This window comes from Mycoplasma todarodis, from assembly GCF_965212735.1.
In the GTDB taxonomy this organism is placed as follows: domain Bacteria; phylum Bacillota_I; class Bacilli_A; order Mycoplasmatales; family Metamycoplasmataceae; genus Mycoplasma_K; species Mycoplasma_K todarodis_A.
The window spans coordinates 27,982-45,522 of record NZ_CBDBYJ010000003.1 but is presented as its reverse complement, the minus strand read 5'-3'; the positions used below and the strand labels follow the sequence as shown (position 1 = coordinate 45,522).

Sequence of the window (17,541 nt, the reverse complement as noted above, 5' to 3'; positions counted from 1 at the left end):
TTAACTTAAAAAATAGATTATAAAAACCTATTATTGTATAATTTCAAGGAAAAAGAGGTTAAAAAAATGGACAAAACCAAGGTTAACGGAACAAAATTAAGAGTATTTGAAGCATTTGCAGGTATTGGTGCTCAAAGAAAAGCTTTAAGAGATGAAAAAATTAAATATGAAATATCGGGTATGGCAGAGTGATATATCCCTGCTATAGTTTCATATCAAGCAATACATAATGGGTTTAAATTAAATAAGATTGATCATAAAATCGAATTACAGACAATGATTGATTATCTAGAATCAAAAACACTTTCTATGAATTCAAAAGAACCGGTAAAGAAAGGTTTTTGATACAAGAAACACTTAGATGAAGTAAGAATAGTTTATACAGCTGTAAAGATGTCTGAAAAAGAGGGGAATATCTTTGATGTAAGAACTTTATTTGAAAGAGGTCTTTCAGATATAGATCTATTAACTTATTCTTTCCCTTGTCAAGATTTATCTCAACAAGGTAAACAAAAAGGGATGGGTAGAGATTCTCAAACTCGTTCAGGATTATTATGAGAAATTGAGAAAGCATTAGACACTTCTAAAAAAGAAGATTTACCAAAATATCTTCTTATGGAGAATGTTGTTGCTTTAACTCATAAAGTAAATGCTGAAGAGTTAGATGAATGAATGATGAAACTTGAATCGTTAGGGTATAAAAATGATTTAAGAATTTTAAATGCTGGAGACTTTGGTTCTTCACAAGCAAGAAGAAGAGCATTCATGATTTCAACATTAAATGAGAAGGTTGAACTTCCAGTTGGGAATAAGAAACCTAAATCAATCAATAAAATCTTAAATGATGAACCAACTAAAAAGGATTTCTTACCAGCTTTAGATAAATTTGATTTAACTGAATACAAATGAACTAAATCAAATATAAATAAAGCTAAATTAATTAACTATTCAACATTTAATTCAGAAGCGTATGTTTATGATTCTAATTTCACGGGGCCAACACTAACTGCTTCAGGTGCTAATTCAAGGATTAAATTTGAATACAATGGAAAGATTAGAAAAATTGGTGCAGAAGAAGCTTATGCATATATGGGATTTAAAAAATCTGATTATGCAAAAGTTAACCAACTAAATTACTTGAATGAAGCAAAAATGATTTACACATGCGGTAATTCAATTTCCGTTGAAGTTCTTAGAGGAATTATGAAAAATATTAATGATAATTTTGAGGCGAATGAATAATGTTAAAAATGAAAAAAGTTTCGATTCCTATTATTAGAAGGGATTTTGATACAACGAAAGCAGCTAGATTCAAAGGTGTTCTGGATATAGTTTCAAATGATAAGGGTATCGTATTTGATTGAAGAGTTAATTTTACTTATGTTGATTTTGATGCAATGACTACTGAAAGATGATTCCGTGAAAAAGAAAAGATGTATCTAGATAGAAAAGCTTTTTTAAATGAAGTAGAAAATCCCTTTAATCAAATAAGGCGTCCATTTAGAACTCGAAAAACAGAACTTCATAAACTAAATGAAAAGGAATTGGAAACTTTAAATGAATTTCTTAATGATAGGACTAAATATTCAGGTTCCATTAAAAATCTAGTCACATTTATAAAGGGGAGCAACCCAAGAGGTGAAGCTTCAAACCCTGGTGCAGCTGAACTTATAATTGATACAAAAGGGAGTACTGTTGGCTTTGAAAATTTTGTAATATTGCTTGATGATCTGAAATTAAGAAAGAATCATCGAGAGTCAGAAAAGAACTTATTTGATATGCACTCCATGAACGCCGAGGAAATATCCTTGGAAGAATTTGCTAATTTAAACAATGAATTGCACGCCGCATTTAAATATATGCAATCAGAAAAGAATTCAAAAGAGTTTAAAGTTTATTTAAAAAACATTAAAGAATATTATAAAAAGTACAACAATTTCGTTGATAAAGCTAATGATATTGTTGCTAAAGCAAGAAATAGATACAGCAAGAATATTGATAAATATGTTTTGGATTTACCATTTGGTTTAGAAGAAAAATCACAATTCCAAAAGGCTCATATTATTGATGTCCACAAAATAAAGTTAAGAATAGTTGAAGCGTTAATGTTGGATAAGGGTTATGAAAGAATGGTTAAGATGATTGAAGATCCACAAAATTTTATTCCACTAATAGAGTCTATACACAGACAATTCGATAGAAATAATATATCTTATGACTTGAATGGCGAAATGATCGCATTAAATGATGAAGGTCAACGTTTCATTGATAAATATGCAGAAGAGCAATTTAAACATATTGATGAATTCTTCTGAACAGAGAAAAGACAACAATATATTGAAGAAAGAAATAATAATTCTCAAATATAAAAAACATAAAGACCAGACGGTCTTTTTTATTATTTAAATATGACATATAAAAAATTTTTAGAAAAAATAAAGAACTATTCATACAGAACGATTGAAATATATATAAAATATGCTGAGTTATTAGAAAGGTATAAATTAGATTATAAAAGCATGTTACTAGCAAGTGAGAATATTTCAATAAACACAAAGAGGCTTATGATATCAGCCATCAAAAGTTATTATAAGTTTCTTAAAGACGAGAGGTATAAAGAAATAGAGTTACCTAGGAAAGAAGTCCTAGTCAAGGACTTTGTTTCATTTGAAGAATATAAGGAATATATAAGTAATATCAATAGGAAGACTAGGATGGGATTTCAAAAGAGAATTATTGTAAGGTTACTTTTTGAAACTGGTATTAGATCTTCTGAATTATTAAATCTTAAGAAAGAAGATATAAAGAATAATGAACTCCATATATTTGGAAAAGGTAGAAGACAAAGAAAAGTAATGATATCTGAATGATTGCTTGAAGAGCTAAAGGAGTATTTAAGCGTTTCTCAGGAAGTTCTTTTCCCTTTTGGGTATAAGAACTTATATAACAAGATAAATCTCTTAGATAAGACTAGAAAGCTTTCTCCCCATATGTTTAGAAGGGGATATGCAAAGTATTGTTTTGAAAAAGGTGTTAATATCTATGATATATCACTTTCGATGGGTCATAGTAATATTGAAACTACTGTTGGTTATATAAAAAGAAACAGTGAAGACGTGGAGATTTATAAGATATTTTAAAAAAAGATAGCTCGGCTATCTTTTTGTGTGTAGATCGTATTCATAAGATGTTATTTCATATATCTTCACTTTTTCTTTCTTTGTCGCAGGGATAAATTGTATTTCAACAAAATATTCTCATTGTGATGCAAATCTTTGGATTCCTTGATTGTCTGGTTTTGAGATATCTTTTTTGAAGAATTTATAAGAAATAATATTATCGTTCAAAGGGAAGATACTTCCTTCCTTTGTAGCTATTTTATTTGGATTATATTTTTTGACTTTTTTCATTTCATTTAAATGGGTTGATATACAAATAATTGTGCAAGCAATAATTGCAACTCCTATACTAATAACTCAAATGCTTTCTTTCATTTTTCCTTCTTTCTTTTGTGTGTTCCTATTTTAGAATGGCTTCTTTTTCTATCCATTCATTAATGAAGGCTCGTCTTTCTGGATTCAAGAATTTTTCATCAATAATGAATTCATGATAATCATTATAAATCTTATTACCTCTTAATGTTGTGTTTTTATCCTTATCAAACAATCTATGTGTATTTGGATCAAGTATTAAACCATTATTGGGATTTGCAATATCATCTCAACGTTTTTGTTGAACCAAATACCAAACAGGGATTATATGTGCTTTATCAGTTTTGGTCATTTTTATGTTGGTATCAAATGTTTTTGCATATTCATCAATAACATTCAGCATTGATTTTTCATAATCTTCGAATTCTTGTTTTAGATCTTTTGAGAACTTTCTTCTTAGCCCTTCGATAATCCTAACCTCATCACTTTCTTTGGAAAGCGCTTCATTTATTTCTTTTTTTGATTTTGTTGCAAGATTATTAATAAACTTTTCTAGCTTTTCTTTGTCGTTTTCTGTTATTGAGATTTCTGTGTTTTTTGCAACCATATATAAGTGTTCGAATACACCCTTATATTTTGTGTTGTATTTCTTTTCTTTGAATTTTTTAAGTTGATCTAACTTAATTCAATTGGTACGTGTGTTTGTATCAATAAAAAAGTTAAAGAAGGAGCCAATAATAATTTTTTTAAATCAAATGGACTCTTGTTTGAAGTTGAATAATATATTATCTTTTGCCTCGTTAGATTTTAAATAAGATTTTAAAGAGTTATATTTGGTTAACTCTAGAACTTCGATGCCCTTGGCTATCTTTTCATTTTTATAATTACGATCTTTGATTAGGCCGAGAAAAAATAGCCCATTATAAATATAAAATCATGTTTGATTGCGTCCGATTTTATAGTTGTGATTAAAATAGTCGGATTCAAATTTACCATCTGCCATCTTTGCCTTAATTATTTTGTGGTTACTCTTCTTGAAAAGAATATCAATTTTTTCAATGAATTTACCATAAGGGTTGCCAGGTTTAATGTGTGCAATCTCGTTATATTTAATATTGAAAAAATCACAAATAACTTTTATTTTTTTATTTAACATATATCGATTATAAAATATATTAATTATTATTTGGCATTTTTAGAATATCCTTCCATAATAAAGATATAATTTAAAAAAGGGGTATTCATGGAAGAAAAAATACAAAAAATAATTATTAACAATTATGCTTCGAAGTTAAAAACAACAACACTTTCGGGATGCATGAAGGAAGTTGAGTTAATAAGAAAGATTGGTCCAAGATATGACTATATAATCGAAGACTTGTGAGTTCATACGAATCGTGATGATAATTTTAGAAGGACGGTGTTTGTTAATTCGAATGAAGAATTGCCAAAATGAGTCCATGAACAATTGGTGAAAGCCTTTTCAAGTTATAAGACTATAGCTATTGTCTATGAAATTGTTGAAAAAAGTGGCGTGATAGCAATTAGGGAGAATGGAAAATTGATCCCATTTTATAAGAAATTTAATTTTAAAGGTTATAAAAAAACGACTCCTAATATCAATGAAATCAATTTGGAAGAAAATTTAAAGTTAATTTCAAAAATGACTCACCAAGAACAAATGAAATACATTGCAAAAACATCAATACAAGAATTCGTGTCTTCTTTTGATATAAAGGGTTTTACACTCAATGTGGATGCGATAGGTATTGTAGGAGATAGGGTGGAATTCTTAGAAATGAAAAATAGGAGAATTTCAAGTTTTGTAGATAAAATGAATATTGGTGAATATCAAATGTATAGAGGGATTCAAGAAAATGGTTTTATCGTTAGATTATTTACATTTAAAGAATATGGTAATTCACATTATTGATTCGAAAATTTACCTTATTTTTACACATGAAATGAAATAAAAAATGATGAAAATCTTACTCAAATACAAAACAAAAGAACATCTTTCAATGGTAATAGAGAACAAAAAACACATACAATGAAACTTGATAAATACAAAAAAGTGGAATAAGTGCCGCTTTTTTGTATATTCTGTTATACTTTACATATGACAAATAACAAACAAAAAAAATTAAGGGTATTTGAAACTTTTGCGGGGATTGGTGCTCAGCACTCAGCGCTTGAGTTTTTAAAGAATAAATTCGGGTATGAATACGAAGTTGTCGCAACTTCGGAGTGAGATGTTGATGCCAATATTGCATACAATGCGATGCATCACAATAATAAAATTGATAAAAAAACTTCTATGGAGAAAATAGAGAGGGAATTAGTTAGATTTACATTCTCTAAAGATGGTAAAACACCTGCTACATTTAAGGCGATTATGAATCTTTCTGATGAGAAGAAAAGACAATTATACTCATCAATAAAGAATTCTAATAATTTAGGGTCTATATTGGAAATTACAGGGGAAAGCTTATTGGAGGCAACGTCGGGAATTGATTTATTAACTTATTCATTCCCATGTCAAGATTTATCTGTTGCTGGTGGATTTCATGGTGATATAAGGGGGATGTCTAGAAAATCCGAGTCAAGATCCGGATTACTATGAGAGATTGAAAGAATAGTTAAGCAAATGGATGAAAAAGATGCTTTACCTAAATTCTTGCTATTAGAAAACGTTAAAAATATGATTTCTCAAAGGCACATTCATGACTATTATGAATGACAAGCTGAACTTAAAAAATTAGGGTATTCAACAAAAACATTTGTTTTAAACTCATATAATTATGGGCTTCCACAAGGAAGGGTTAGGGTTTATGCTTTATCTATTTTGAACTACCAAGGAAAAACAAATAAATACGGGGAAATCATGGATATGGAAGACCCTGAACCAATCGTAGAAACTAAAACTCTAAAACAATTGCTCAAAACAAACTACAAAAATGAAGTTTATAAAAATGAAGCGTTAGAAGCCCAACCAAATAGAACACCAAGTAGAGAAAGAATGTTCAATTTAAATAAAAATCTTTTAGATTTTGAAAAACACAAATATACAAGAACAATAACAACTAAACAAGATCGTCACCCCAATGCTGGAGTTGTGCCGTTGGCTCAAACAATAATCGGCGGTAATAATAGACCTGTTGAAGACGGAAAAATATTAAAAGCTAATTATCGCTTTTTAACAACTAGAGAAGCGTATATGATTATGGGATTCACTGAAAAGGAATACAATCGTGTGGTTAAGGCGGAGATTAGAAAAGAAAAGAGATATCAACAAGCTGGAAATTCAATTGCAGTAAATGTTTTAGTTGCTATTTTTAATCAAATGTACAAATTTTGATAATGGATTATTCCATTATTTTTTTATATAATTAATTTATGGAAAATTATAAAGAGACGTGAAGAAATTATTTTGATAAATATATTGACAATAAAGAATATAAGATTTGGGATATGGACACATCCTTTTTTGTGGTATTAGGTTTATTTAAGGAAAAAATAAGGGGATTCCAAGGAAGGGTTGATTCAATCGAGGTTAAGGAAGAATTTGTAAACGATAAAGGCACTCCATATTTTTCGATGAATATTCAAAAGAAGAACGTTACTCCCTCTTCAAGAAAAAATATAGTGTCATGAGGCGCTATGAGGCAATATTTGTGTGTTTTAGATTTAATGCAAATAATAAAATTCAATGGGAATAAGATAAGGGGAGGTGTAACATTTGACATTATTAATGATGAAATACTTTCTGAAGAACCATCATTTATAATCCGCAAAGCCGCCGAAAGAATATTGATTGGAAATAAGAACACTTCAACAAAATATGGGAGAAATGCATGATTCTCATTAATGCTCTCTCTTTTATATAAAAACGATCCAACATTAGCTTTACAAATAATCCAAGATAACCAATACAAAAAAGCTAAGGAACGCAAAGAAAAGACTTCAAGAGAAATCTTGGATGAAATTCAATACACATATAAAGATTTCGTGGAATATATGGATGAATTCTTTTCTAAATTCTTTAAAGATAGAATGATCAATATGTTGTATGAACTAGAAGGCGAAAAAGTCCTTCTTATTGGTGAAGAATCAAATCAAATCGATAAGGTAATTGATAAATATATAACTATCTTAGACAAAAGAAGAATCAACGCATCAAGAATGATTAGAATAATTAGGGAATATGAGGGTGAAACCGATTTGGTTGATATTAAAAGTAATAAACACACATTGGATGCGGCACACATTCTCTCTTATAAAAAAATAAAATATCAAATGTTGATGGAATTCTCAAAAAAAGAATATTCATTAGAAGTCATAAATCAATTAATTGACATGATTGACGATATGAATAATATAATTTTAATTCCCCATAATTATCATTATTTATTGGATAAGAATATGCTTACTTTAACAAAAGAAGGTGAATTTAAAATGGCTACAGATCAAACAACTATAGAAAATTTCGGGATTGTGAATAATGCCAAGATAAAGAAAAATTTAATGAATGAAGAACGAGTTAAATATATTTTAATGCAATAAATCAAAACACCACATAATATGCGGTGTTTTTTTAAGTTTGGGACATAAAAATTAACTATTTTTTAAATGCAATCATCCCATTATTAAATTCAAAGATATAATTTATATATGGAAAACAATGGATACAAATACAATCACTTCTTACAAAAAGGATTTGCAAAGAATTTTGCTATTAACGGAAAGATAAAATATAAAAAATATTTAACACCAGAAAGTGGCGAGTTTCACATCACCAAAACAAGTAATGCAAATCAACCGATAGTTGAAGAATATTTCCACACCTTGGAAATAGAAAAAGGGATGAATTTATTAGAAGATAGGGGTTTAGCTGTTACTAGGAAGATTGCTCAACAGGTTAATTTTCAAGAAAAGATTGAATTAACCAGGGAAGAGTTAGTTACATTGAAATTGTTCTCTTCTCTTTCTGGTGTTAGAACAAGGAAATTAAGAAATAATATAAGGGATATAAATGGAGATTCACTTTTTAATGAGATGATAAAAAAAGATGGAAGGACACCAAAAGAAATACAAGAGGAACAAATATCGGTAATACTCAAATACTTTGAAGAATTTAATACAACGGGTTCAATGAAAAGAATACAATTGGATTACTTTGAAAACATAGGATTGAATAATCAAGATAATTTTAAAAATTTATCAAGATATGAATATGAAGAATATATAAAGCAAAATATAACATTTAAATCATCAATGGAAATGAATGTTTGAGAAAAAATGAAATCTAGATTAATTATATTTAAATTTGACGAGCCGAAATTAATGCTTCAAGAATCGATGAATTTTAACGAGTTTAATACTAATGGTGGTAATAAATATTCATTTATGCCAATTGCCCCAAATGTTGGTTTAATGTTTTATTTCGATCCAATAATAACTAGAGGTGTTATTCCTACGGAGAATTCTTTATTCTTTGAAAATGATATTTCAAAATATAGGCATAAAACAATTTATAAGAATATGGAAATTATTAAACAAAAACAAATGGAATATGTCGGTAAACAAAACCCAAAAACATTTGAAGAAGCGCAACAACACAATCAAATATTCTTCTCAATAGAAGCGGGTTATTATTATGATAAAAAAGACACATTTATTTATGATGTGTTAAAAGAAAAAACAAAAATAGCTGATATATGTAATGCGATGGCGTTGGTTCACAATAAAGATCAAATATTAATATTTCAAAAAGAGCAAGATATTCGTGATGCCGAAGAACAAATCATCAAAAAGGGGATATATCGAGCCGAGGAGTTTCAATAGCATTCAAATATTTTAAAACACCAACACAATAATGTGTGGTGTTTTTTTTATTACCTAAATTAAGAATGCTATAAAGATAACTATTAAGTTCATAAGTATAAAGAAGTTATTGATAATAAAACGAATAACACCAATATATCTTAATGCGGCATAGAAGGTGTGTCCTTGCTCTAAAGTATATTCTTTAGGTAAAGACTTAAAGTTTGAATTTTTAAGCCTCTTAGCTGCTCTAAAATCATAAATTCAAGCTAATAACATGGTGGTATCTTTGAATTTACATTACTAAGAACACAATTATTCGCTTCTACACCAACATCAATTGGTATGGGTATATTATTTACATTCATTTCACTAATCGCTGGTACAGTTGTGGGTGGTTCAATATCAGGGGCATGAAGAGCTATCAATGTTAAAAGAGGAAAATTATAATTAGATTAATAATTTAAAAATACCACATGTTATAGAATTGGTATTTTTTCTTTGTCTCAAATAAAATAAATTAGCACTCTAAAAAAAGAGTGCTATAATTCATATATGTAAATAATTTAAGTGATTGGAGAAAAAATGTCAAAAGAGAAAAACAATACACCAAATTATCCTGAGAATAAACCATCAAAAACTGGAAACAAATCAGGAAAAGGAAGATCAAACAACAACTAATTTTTATACAAGGCTTTTTGCCTTGTATTTTTATTATTTGTAACTTTAAGGAGCTAAAAATGGAATGCGAAAAATGTAAAAAAATAAAATGTAAATATGTAGGTAAAAAAACAGCCAGGAATCAAAGAAGAGAAGTTTGAGATATATTAAAACAACTGAATGAAAAATTAAAGGAAAATAACAAAAAAGGCTTTAGTCAAAGATTAGTTGGAAGTTCAAAGAGAAATATGGTGTTCAGACACGGTAATGAGATATACGATACCGACATTCAATTAGAATTCTTGAGTCCAACGTCTAAAGACTTGGAACCAGAGTTTAAAGATGAGTTAAACACAATGTTAAAGGATATCATCCCTGAAAATTGAACGACTAAAATATCGACTTCAGTTATAACGGTAAATAAGTGTGATGATGATGGCGAACAAAAACACTTCTTCGATTTAGCAATCATAAGAAAAAAAGGTGATTCAAAACAGATATTAAGAGGGAAGTCTCTTGATAAAACAGGAGAAGATTATTTCAAATGAGAAGATTTATCTAACTATAATAAAGCTTATGATAAATTCAGGGATGCTTCTCGTGATGAAATACAAAAAATCAAACAAAAATATCTTAAAAGAAAGTGTGAAAATAGAGATATAGAAAAAGAAGATCTGAATCATAGATCTTCATCTCAATTATTTGTGGAAAGTGTTAACTCAATTATCAAATAATTATCCTAATAAATAAGAAATAATATTTTTGAAAATTTTATCAAACTCCAGTTTATCGATTGGGGTTTTCTTTGATAAATCTTCATATGAATATTTTTGGTATTTTAGAATATATTTTTCTAATTTTTGGGAGTAAGAACCTAAAGTAATTTTATCTAATGAAATAATTATCGATTTCAAACTTATAGTTCTTTCGTTTATAAATAGTTTTTTGTTTGAAAATAAAATTTCGTTATGAGCAATATAATTTCTTAAATAAACCATTTCATTCAATATGTTTGTGAATTCTTCTTTAGTCATTGAAAATTCATTATCAGAAAAAATAATATCTATATGTTTTTTATCCAATAAACAAATTAAACCCACCAAGGTACCAAACATCATTCTATCAATAATATCGTTTATGGGAATGCTTTCCTTCCCCTTTAGTTTATCTTGAACAAATTTTAAACTACCTTTTTTGTGGGTGTATATAGAAAAGTCTGCACTCTTTTCATAAGGTTCTTTATTCAACAACTCCTTAACCCCAATATTGTTGAAAGTAAAGTAATATTTTATTCACGAACCAAATTGAATTTCTATTGGCTTCAGAATTTCTGATAGTTGACGCCTAATTACTACATCCGCTTTATATAATTGTTCTACAAATTCACAAGAAGTGCTAAGGTTGCGTGATTTTAATCATTCAATAATTAAAATATATCTTGAACTATGTTTATTCGAAAGATGGTAATTACTCATGCAAGATCCATTGATTTTTAACCCTTTATTTTGCATTTTTTCAATCTCTTGTTTATATTGTTTTTCAGTTAATTTCATATGTTTATTATAACAAGGAGTTGCAAGCAAAATTTTCTATTTAATGAGGACGAGATTAAATGGATAGTATTGTACTCATAAGTATAAAAATAAGATCGTTGTGATTGTGAAGAGGAATTGTTGTGATGGGGTAATTGTTAATGGCTTTTTAGCATCATCTTGTAAATAAAATATATAAAAAAACACACCCAGTTGGAGCTAGGCGTGCGGATTAATTATCATCCTTTTTCTTATTCAGACCTCTAAGTCAAGTTAAACATATAATTGAAATAGTTGAAAGTGACATCGAAATAAGTGAAATAATTTTATTCATTTTTGAGTTACTAACCTTAATTGGTTTTGTTTTAATAGTGAAATGTATAATAACTCATATGAGAGCAATGATATATGGACATGATATAGAAACCAATGAATGAGCAGAACTCTTAAATAAGGGTGGTTTCTGAGCTTTTATGAATGGAATGCCATTCACGGTAAAAGCATATAATTAAGGTCTTAATTTAAACAACTTAAATATGTATTAATATTTAGTTATTAGCTATACGAAGTTTTTCGTTTTATTGGAATATAATTCAGATATGACAACAAAAAAAGAGATCAAAAGAATTTATTCTATACAAGATAGATATAACAACAAAGAATATGAACAAAAGGAAATTATTAAATTAATAATAAAAAGTGAAAACAACCATATCATTCAAGCGCCGGGTGGAATGGGGAAATCCTATGTTGCACAACGATGACACAAAGAATTAAAATTTGAAGGATTTAAATTTGCTAAAGCACAAACCCTAAGGTTAAGTGATATACAAAATAAAATGATTATTGATAACTTGGATGAAATTCCGTTATTTAAAGCAAAGGAAATTCTAAAGTATATTTGCAATAACAATTTTAAACAAATGATAATATTTTCTCGTTCGGAAGCTGTTTGAACAAGAAATAATGAAGTATTTATAAAAATTGATTTTAAAAACCACAATAACGAAAATCCAAGGTATAGTCAAACATTTGGGATTCAAGGTGAAAAATATTACGATGGCATGAACGAATATTTTAGAAAAGAAATAAAAGACGAAAACACTTTTGATTTTCTAAGTATGTTTTCCTTTAAATTATTAACATCAGGGAAAATTAATATGCATATAGAAGATGCAAAAGAATTCATAAGAAAATTTAATATCAACAACAATACACACATAACTATTGATGTTTTTAATAACGAAAAACTATTTGTTCGTTTTGAAGATGATATATATTTTGAAAATAAAAGTATACCTGCATTCTTTTGTGCGCCTTTTCTAAAAAGATTTGCTCACAAAAGAAGATCTTTTATAAGTCATTTTAATAACTTTGCGTCTCAATTATCACTTGAAGAAACTGCTAAAATAATCCTTTCTATGAATGATGGTTTAAGAACAGCGTGAGAATTAATGACAAGAAATGATTTTTTCTTTATATTTCTTTTAGAAACCAATAGACTACAAAATATAATAAGGTATGGAATAAAAACGGAACCATCATATGATTTCACAAATTTAATAAGTTCTATAATAATTAAATCTTTAAATGACAATGATTTTGTCAAAGATATAAGTCTATACGAAAATGATGGATTGATTTTTTCAACTATTAATCATTCACAATTTATTGAAATTATTCAATATGGGACATTGAATAAAATATTGTTCGCTAAATTTCTGAAGTTCTATTTAAGTTGATCGATTGTATCTTTATCTGTTTTGAGGGATTTCAAAACAAAGAAACTTATAACTGAAATATTGAATAACCACAAATTCATTTCTAATGTAGAATTTGTAAAACATGAAGACCACCAAAAATTTCACAGAATGGCATTAGGGATGATGAAATTAGAGGATGTTGAAATCGAATCTAAAAGCAATTCTTTGGACTCTATAAGTGACACCATTGAATTCCTTGTGGTATTCAAAAATTATGAAACATTAGTAGAGTTGATATCTAATTATGATTTTTTCAGTATTTGAAATAATAAAAAATTCCAAAAAGAATGAAACGAATTCTTTGAATGATGTTTGGAAAATAGTAAATATAGACAATTGCTTTTATTTATGCTATTTGGTGATTTCCCCAAAAAAGTTAATGGTAAATTTATAAAATTAATCCCCAGGAAAAAACTTTCATTGGAAGGTACAAAAACAAGGTACAAAAACATAAGTTTGCCTTTTGAATTTGATGGAAAATATCCGGATATTCAATGAATATCTACAAGGGAAATTAAAGCTAGAAATAATGAAAAGATAAGGGTATCATACGAGGAATTCAAAAGGGACATTGAGATTTTCGATGATTCTACAATAAAGAAATATGAATTTAAAAATTATAGTATTTTAAATACTGCAAGAATTAAAGAAATAGAAGTGATCGAGAAAGGGTGTGAATATAATTTTATTCATGTTGAAAATAAAAAAATAAATAATTATTTCAAAAAAGAACAAGTTCACTTTGGGTCAAAAAGATTTTTAAATTATTTCTATGAAATAGCTTCTAATTTCGTTGATATAAAAATAGAAGACATACCAGCTTCCCTATTATTGAGAATTAATAGAGGTTCTAGTCTTGAGGGGAGAGAATTCTCTTGATACAAGAAATATAGTTGGAAAACAATTGAACGAAAGATAATTGATTTTTATATTAATATTAAAAATTTTAAACAATTAAGTTCACTTGGCGTCTTATTCCTTTTAAACCCATATATAGATGAAATTATTAGAAAGATGTCTAATGAAGATAAAGAAGAAGCTTTAAAAATTCTGGGGGATAATAAAAATTCCAACAGAAGGATGTATTTCGAGATTTTTTATGCCAATAGAAATATAAGTGGTGTTCCAAAAATTTTGGATAGTTTTATTGATGAAACAAAAAATATCAATGAATATATCAATGAATTTCCATTGAATGAATATCTAAGGGGGAAAGGGAAAATAACTAAAGCTAAAATCAAAAAAATGATCGAGGAATTATTGGAAAATATTTTTAAAGATTTCCCAAAGAACTATTACTCTGGTGTTAGGACTATACAGTGATATGATAATTTTGTTTTTGGTTCTATGTTAACAACAGGAACGTTAAAATTATTAATATTGATAAAAAAAGTTAATCTTGTAAAATGATATGCAGAATTATTTGTCGATAAATTTTATAAAGCAAAAGATAAGGGTCAAAGAACTGCCTTTTATGAATTTATTAGACATATTAATTCCTTGGAATTATTAGATTCCGATATTAACGCAAAAGAAATTGTTAAAGAATTAAAATTACACACCGCAAAAGAAGAACATGACGATATAGATGAAGCTTGACTAGAATTTTCTGGGGAGTTAATGAATACCAACAATAATAAAATCTTCAATATCTCTGAATTTTATAGACACCAAAATGATGATTTAAATATTATTGAGTTTTCAAATCTTTTCGAAAAAGAAGTCTTACCATTGATTGATGGAATTTTTAAAGAAGTTAAAAATCGAGAAGATAAGGTCACTGAAACGGAAATCCATAAAGAGATTAATAAAAAACTTCCTGATATTCTAATGAGAGAACATTCGATTTTATATCAAGGTGAATCAAATCCATATATTCACCACAAAGTAAGGAAAAGAATTGACTTTATTGCAACTAGAAACAATAAATTTATCTTCGCTGAATTAAAAACAACTTCTCCATATTTAAATCCCAAAAAACTGGGGGAACAACTTGCAAGTTATAACTCATCTAAATTAATAAATCCAGTGAAATTCTTATTGGTATTCAAAACAGAAACAATTACACCTGAACGAAAACAAAAAGTTGAAACTGTTTCTGCATCTCATGGATTCAAAGTTGTATATTTTTAATAATTAAACATGATTTTATATATATTAGGAAATGGATACGACTTATATAAAGGTTTGCCCACAAGGTATAGCGATTTTGCATATTGAGTTAAAAAAAATCATTTCAAAGATTACGAAAATATCACTAGATTATTTAAATTAGATGGGCTTTGAAGTGACTTTGAAAATAAAGCTGCAAACTCTTACAATATAATCTCTCAAGAAATAGATGATGAGATTGAATCTTATGAATACAATTCAGATGGCTATGGAGAGGAATGGCGTGATGATAGTGATAAAAGTTATGTGGTTCATAATTATGTTGCAGATAAAATGATTGATGGAATTACGCTTCCGAGACTTATGAGAGAGTGAATTGAATGAGTCTTAAAAACAAAGAAACCAAAGAAGGTCAGAACTAATAAACAAATTATAAACTTTAACTACACCGATTATATTTATGGCGTCAATAATAATGTCTGCCACATTCACGAAAGCATTTCGTATGGGGGCACATTACAATTTGGACATAGTAAAGAACGTATGTTGGAGAATATATGGACCAAACTTAAAGTTTCTGATTATGGCAATGATTACCCAGATGCAAAATATATATTTAATCAATTAAGTAAGCACCCAAGAGTTTCTAAGGATCGTCTGAAGAAGCATTTAATAATCAATAAACCAACAAAATTAATTTTTTTTGGATTCTCATTTGGTGAACAAGATTTGCAATACTTTGATTTGTTTGATTCGAATATTGATGTTGATTTTTATTTCAAAGATGATGGTAAAACACAAGAATTATTTCAAAGAGTTAAAAATCAATTCCCTAAGGCTAATTTTAAGAACATTGACGAATGGGATGATGATTTTTAAAAACACCAACACAATAATGTGTGGTGTTTTCTCATCCTTAAATCAAGGATGTTATAAGGATAAAACAAAAGCTAATGTGGTTTTAATAACAAAATGTATAATAACTCATATGAGAGCAATAATATATGGACATGATATAGAAACCAAGGAATGAGTAGAACTTTTAAATAAGGGTGGTTTCTGAGCTTTTATGAATGGAATGCCATTCATGGTAAAACGTGCAATAAGGTTATCTAAGAAACATAAGGTGAGGACTTATCTTTCTTTACAAAGGAAGAGCGGAACGGTCGCAATACTGCCTTTAAACTTTAAAACTACATATAATTTATCATTTGTCACTCATAGCAGTGATTATGAACAAGCGAGTGAATGAAGAATAAGGAAAACAATACCTGAATTAATATTGTTTGGTGATGAACAAAGATATTGAACAAAACATTATCAATTCTTTCCGCCAACAATATTAAGTCTTAATGCAATGGATATTTTTATTGAACATTGGGATTCATTTGATCATCAACATATTAAAACAACCGTTGACTTTGTTATGAATGCAGTTTCTGAAATTGATGATGAAAGAGTTTTTTATGAAGCACAATGAATAATGGAGGATCGTGATATCTTCAACGAATTCTATGAAGAATTAAAACCATTAGGGATTAAAAAAGGAACGTATAGAAAAGCATCTAAAGAATACTTTGATTTTTTAGACAAAATGATAGAAGAAAATTCATAGTAAATTCATTTATAAAACTATACACGAAAAATAAAACAAGGGACTAACCTTGTTTTATTTTCTTAAGTTTAAGTGCTAAATATCACATAGATCTATTTAATGATATTCAAACAATTATATTGACATGCTTAATTATCTTTCTGTCAAAGTTTTCATCTTTGACTTTTCTTAATAACATAGAGCAAGTAAATATACCCCACCCAAAAACATATACACCTACAACCCCAATAGCTATCCCAATTCAAACTTTAACTCCTGGGAAAACCTTTGTTATGAAAACAATCATCATAACTTGAAAAAGAATTAATAGAAATATTTCAACTCCAAGAAAGATTTTTGTTAGATTTCTAAAATTTGTTATTTGTTCGCTCATATATAAATTATAAAACTTTTGAAGGTATAAGTCCAATGAGGGTTGTTGTATCAAGTTTGCTGGCGTGAAATTTAGTAATATGGTTACATAAAAACAACCAGCAATAAATATTGAATAAGTATTTTAATTAGAGGTTTAACTTTTTGAATTGCATAAAATGCAAACACGAAGTAATTAAATATCCACTAATAGCACATAGAAAAGTTTGGTATAAAATGCAAAAGTATATATA

Annotated in this window: 16 protein-coding genes; 11 read left to right on the top strand and 5 right to left on the bottom strand. The window is 27.9% G+C overall.

Features of this window, described 5'->3' with window-relative positions; genetic code table 4:
• The first annotated feature begins 66 nt into the window (after positions 1-66).
• Genes ACOMC1_RS02685 through ACOMC1_RS02675 form a run of 3 tightly spaced genes read left to right on the top strand, consistent with a single transcriptional unit; the run spans position 67 to position 3,140 of the window.
• A complete protein-coding gene (locus tag ACOMC1_RS02685) occupies positions 67-1,242 on the top strand; it encodes a DNA cytosine methyltransferase (RefSeq protein ID WP_420331101.1) in 1,176 nt (391 codons plus the stop codon).
• On the top strand, positions 1,242-2,369 hold the full coding sequence (locus ACOMC1_RS02680) for an MAG4270 family putative restriction endonuclease (RefSeq protein ID WP_420331100.1): 1,128 nt from the start codon (positions 1,242-1,244) through the stop codon (positions 2,367-2,369). Before ACOMC1_RS02685 ends, ACOMC1_RS02680 begins: the two co-directional genes overlap by 1 nt.
• Before the next feature lie 39 nt (positions 2,370-2,408).
• A complete protein-coding gene (locus ACOMC1_RS02675) occupies positions 2,409-3,140 on the top strand; it encodes a tyrosine-type recombinase/integrase (RefSeq protein WP_420331099.1) in 732 nt (243 codons plus the stop codon).
• Positions 3,141-3,155: 15 nt separating this feature from the next.
• Here the strand turns inward: ACOMC1_RS02675 and ACOMC1_RS02670 are convergent, their stop codons facing one another.
• Entirely contained in the window at positions 3,156-3,410 is a 255-nt protein-coding gene (locus ACOMC1_RS02670; protein ID WP_420331098.1) for a hypothetical protein, read from the bottom strand.
• 109 nt (positions 3,411-3,519) lie between these two features.
• Complete coding sequence (locus ACOMC1_RS02665; RefSeq protein ID WP_420331097.1) at positions 3,520-4,587, bottom strand: HNH endonuclease; 1,068 nt, start codon at positions 4,585-4,587, stop codon at positions 3,520-3,522.
• An 87-nt stretch (positions 4,588-4,674) separates the two neighbouring features.
• Between ACOMC1_RS02665 and ACOMC1_RS02660 the strand changes: the two genes are divergently transcribed.
• The 4 genes from ACOMC1_RS02660 to ACOMC1_RS02645 all read left to right on the top strand — a co-directional run bounded on the left by ACOMC1_RS02660 (position 4,675) and on the right by ACOMC1_RS02645 (position 9,275).
• Positions 4,675-5,514, top strand: coding sequence for a hypothetical protein (locus ACOMC1_RS02660; protein WP_420331096.1), 840 nt, complete (start codon positions 4,675-4,677; stop codon positions 5,512-5,514).
• Between the two features lie 36 nt (positions 5,515-5,550).
• Positions 5,551-6,792, top strand: coding sequence for a DNA (cytosine-5-)-methyltransferase (gene dcm, locus ACOMC1_RS02655; protein WP_420331095.1), 1,242 nt, complete (start codon positions 5,551-5,553; stop codon positions 6,790-6,792).
• Positions 6,793-6,827: 35 nt separating this feature from the next.
• Positions 6,828-7,994 (top strand): MAG4270 family putative restriction endonuclease, encoded by a 1,167-nt coding sequence (locus tag ACOMC1_RS02650; protein ID WP_420331094.1) that lies wholly within the window; start codon positions 6,828-6,830, stop codon positions 7,992-7,994.
• Between the two features lie 108 nt (positions 7,995-8,102).
• A complete protein-coding gene (locus tag ACOMC1_RS02645) occupies positions 8,103-9,275 on the top strand; it encodes a DUF4238 domain-containing protein (protein ID WP_420331093.1) in 1,173 nt (390 codons plus the stop codon).
• A 54-nt stretch (positions 9,276-9,329) separates the two neighbouring features.
• Here the strand turns inward: ACOMC1_RS02645 and ACOMC1_RS02640 are convergent, their stop codons facing one another.
• Positions 9,330-9,533: a hypothetical protein gene (locus ACOMC1_RS02640; protein ID WP_420331092.1), complete on the bottom strand. Its 204-nt coding sequence runs from the start codon at positions 9,531-9,533 to the stop codon at positions 9,330-9,332.
• Between the two features lie 461 nt (positions 9,534-9,994).
• On the opposite strand from ACOMC1_RS02640, the gene ACOMC1_RS02635 reads away from it, so the two are divergent.
• Positions 9,995-10,648 carry a hypothetical protein gene (locus tag ACOMC1_RS02635; protein WP_420331091.1) on the top strand — a complete coding sequence of 218 codons (654 nt, stop codon included), beginning with the start codon at positions 9,995-9,997 and terminating at the stop codon, positions 10,646-10,648.
• Here the strand turns inward: ACOMC1_RS02635 and ACOMC1_RS02630 are convergent, their stop codons facing one another.
• Complete coding sequence (locus tag ACOMC1_RS02630; protein WP_420331090.1) at positions 10,649-11,467, bottom strand: Abi family protein; 819 nt, start codon at positions 11,465-11,467, stop codon at positions 10,649-10,651. It lies immediately after the preceding gene.
• A gap of 578 nt (positions 11,468-12,045) precedes the next feature.
• Between ACOMC1_RS02630 and ACOMC1_RS02625 the strand changes: the two genes are divergently transcribed.
• From ACOMC1_RS02625 to ACOMC1_RS02615, 3 genes are all read left to right on the top strand, one after another.
• A complete protein-coding gene (locus tag ACOMC1_RS02625; protein WP_420331089.1) occupies positions 12,046-15,342 on the top strand; it encodes a hypothetical protein in 3,297 nt (1,098 codons plus the stop codon).
• 9 nt (positions 15,343-15,351) lie between these two features.
• Positions 15,352-16,200 (top strand): AbiH family protein, encoded by an 849-nt coding sequence (locus tag ACOMC1_RS02620; RefSeq protein ID WP_420331088.1) that lies wholly within the window; start codon positions 15,352-15,354, stop codon positions 16,198-16,200.
• Positions 16,201-16,309: 109 nt separating this feature from the next.
• Positions 16,310-16,936 carry a hypothetical protein gene (locus ACOMC1_RS02615; protein WP_420331087.1) on the top strand — a complete coding sequence of 209 codons (627 nt, stop codon included), beginning with the start codon at positions 16,310-16,312 and terminating at the stop codon, positions 16,934-16,936.
• A 43-nt stretch (positions 16,937-16,979) separates the two neighbouring features.
• On the opposite strand, the gene ACOMC1_RS02610 is transcribed toward ACOMC1_RS02615, so the two are convergent.
• The gene (locus ACOMC1_RS02610) at positions 16,980-17,309 is read right to left on the bottom strand and encodes a hypothetical protein (protein WP_420331086.1); all 330 of its coding nucleotides are present in this window, start codon (positions 17,307-17,309) and stop codon (positions 16,980-16,982) included.
• Between the last annotated feature and the right edge of the window lie 232 nt (positions 17,310-17,541).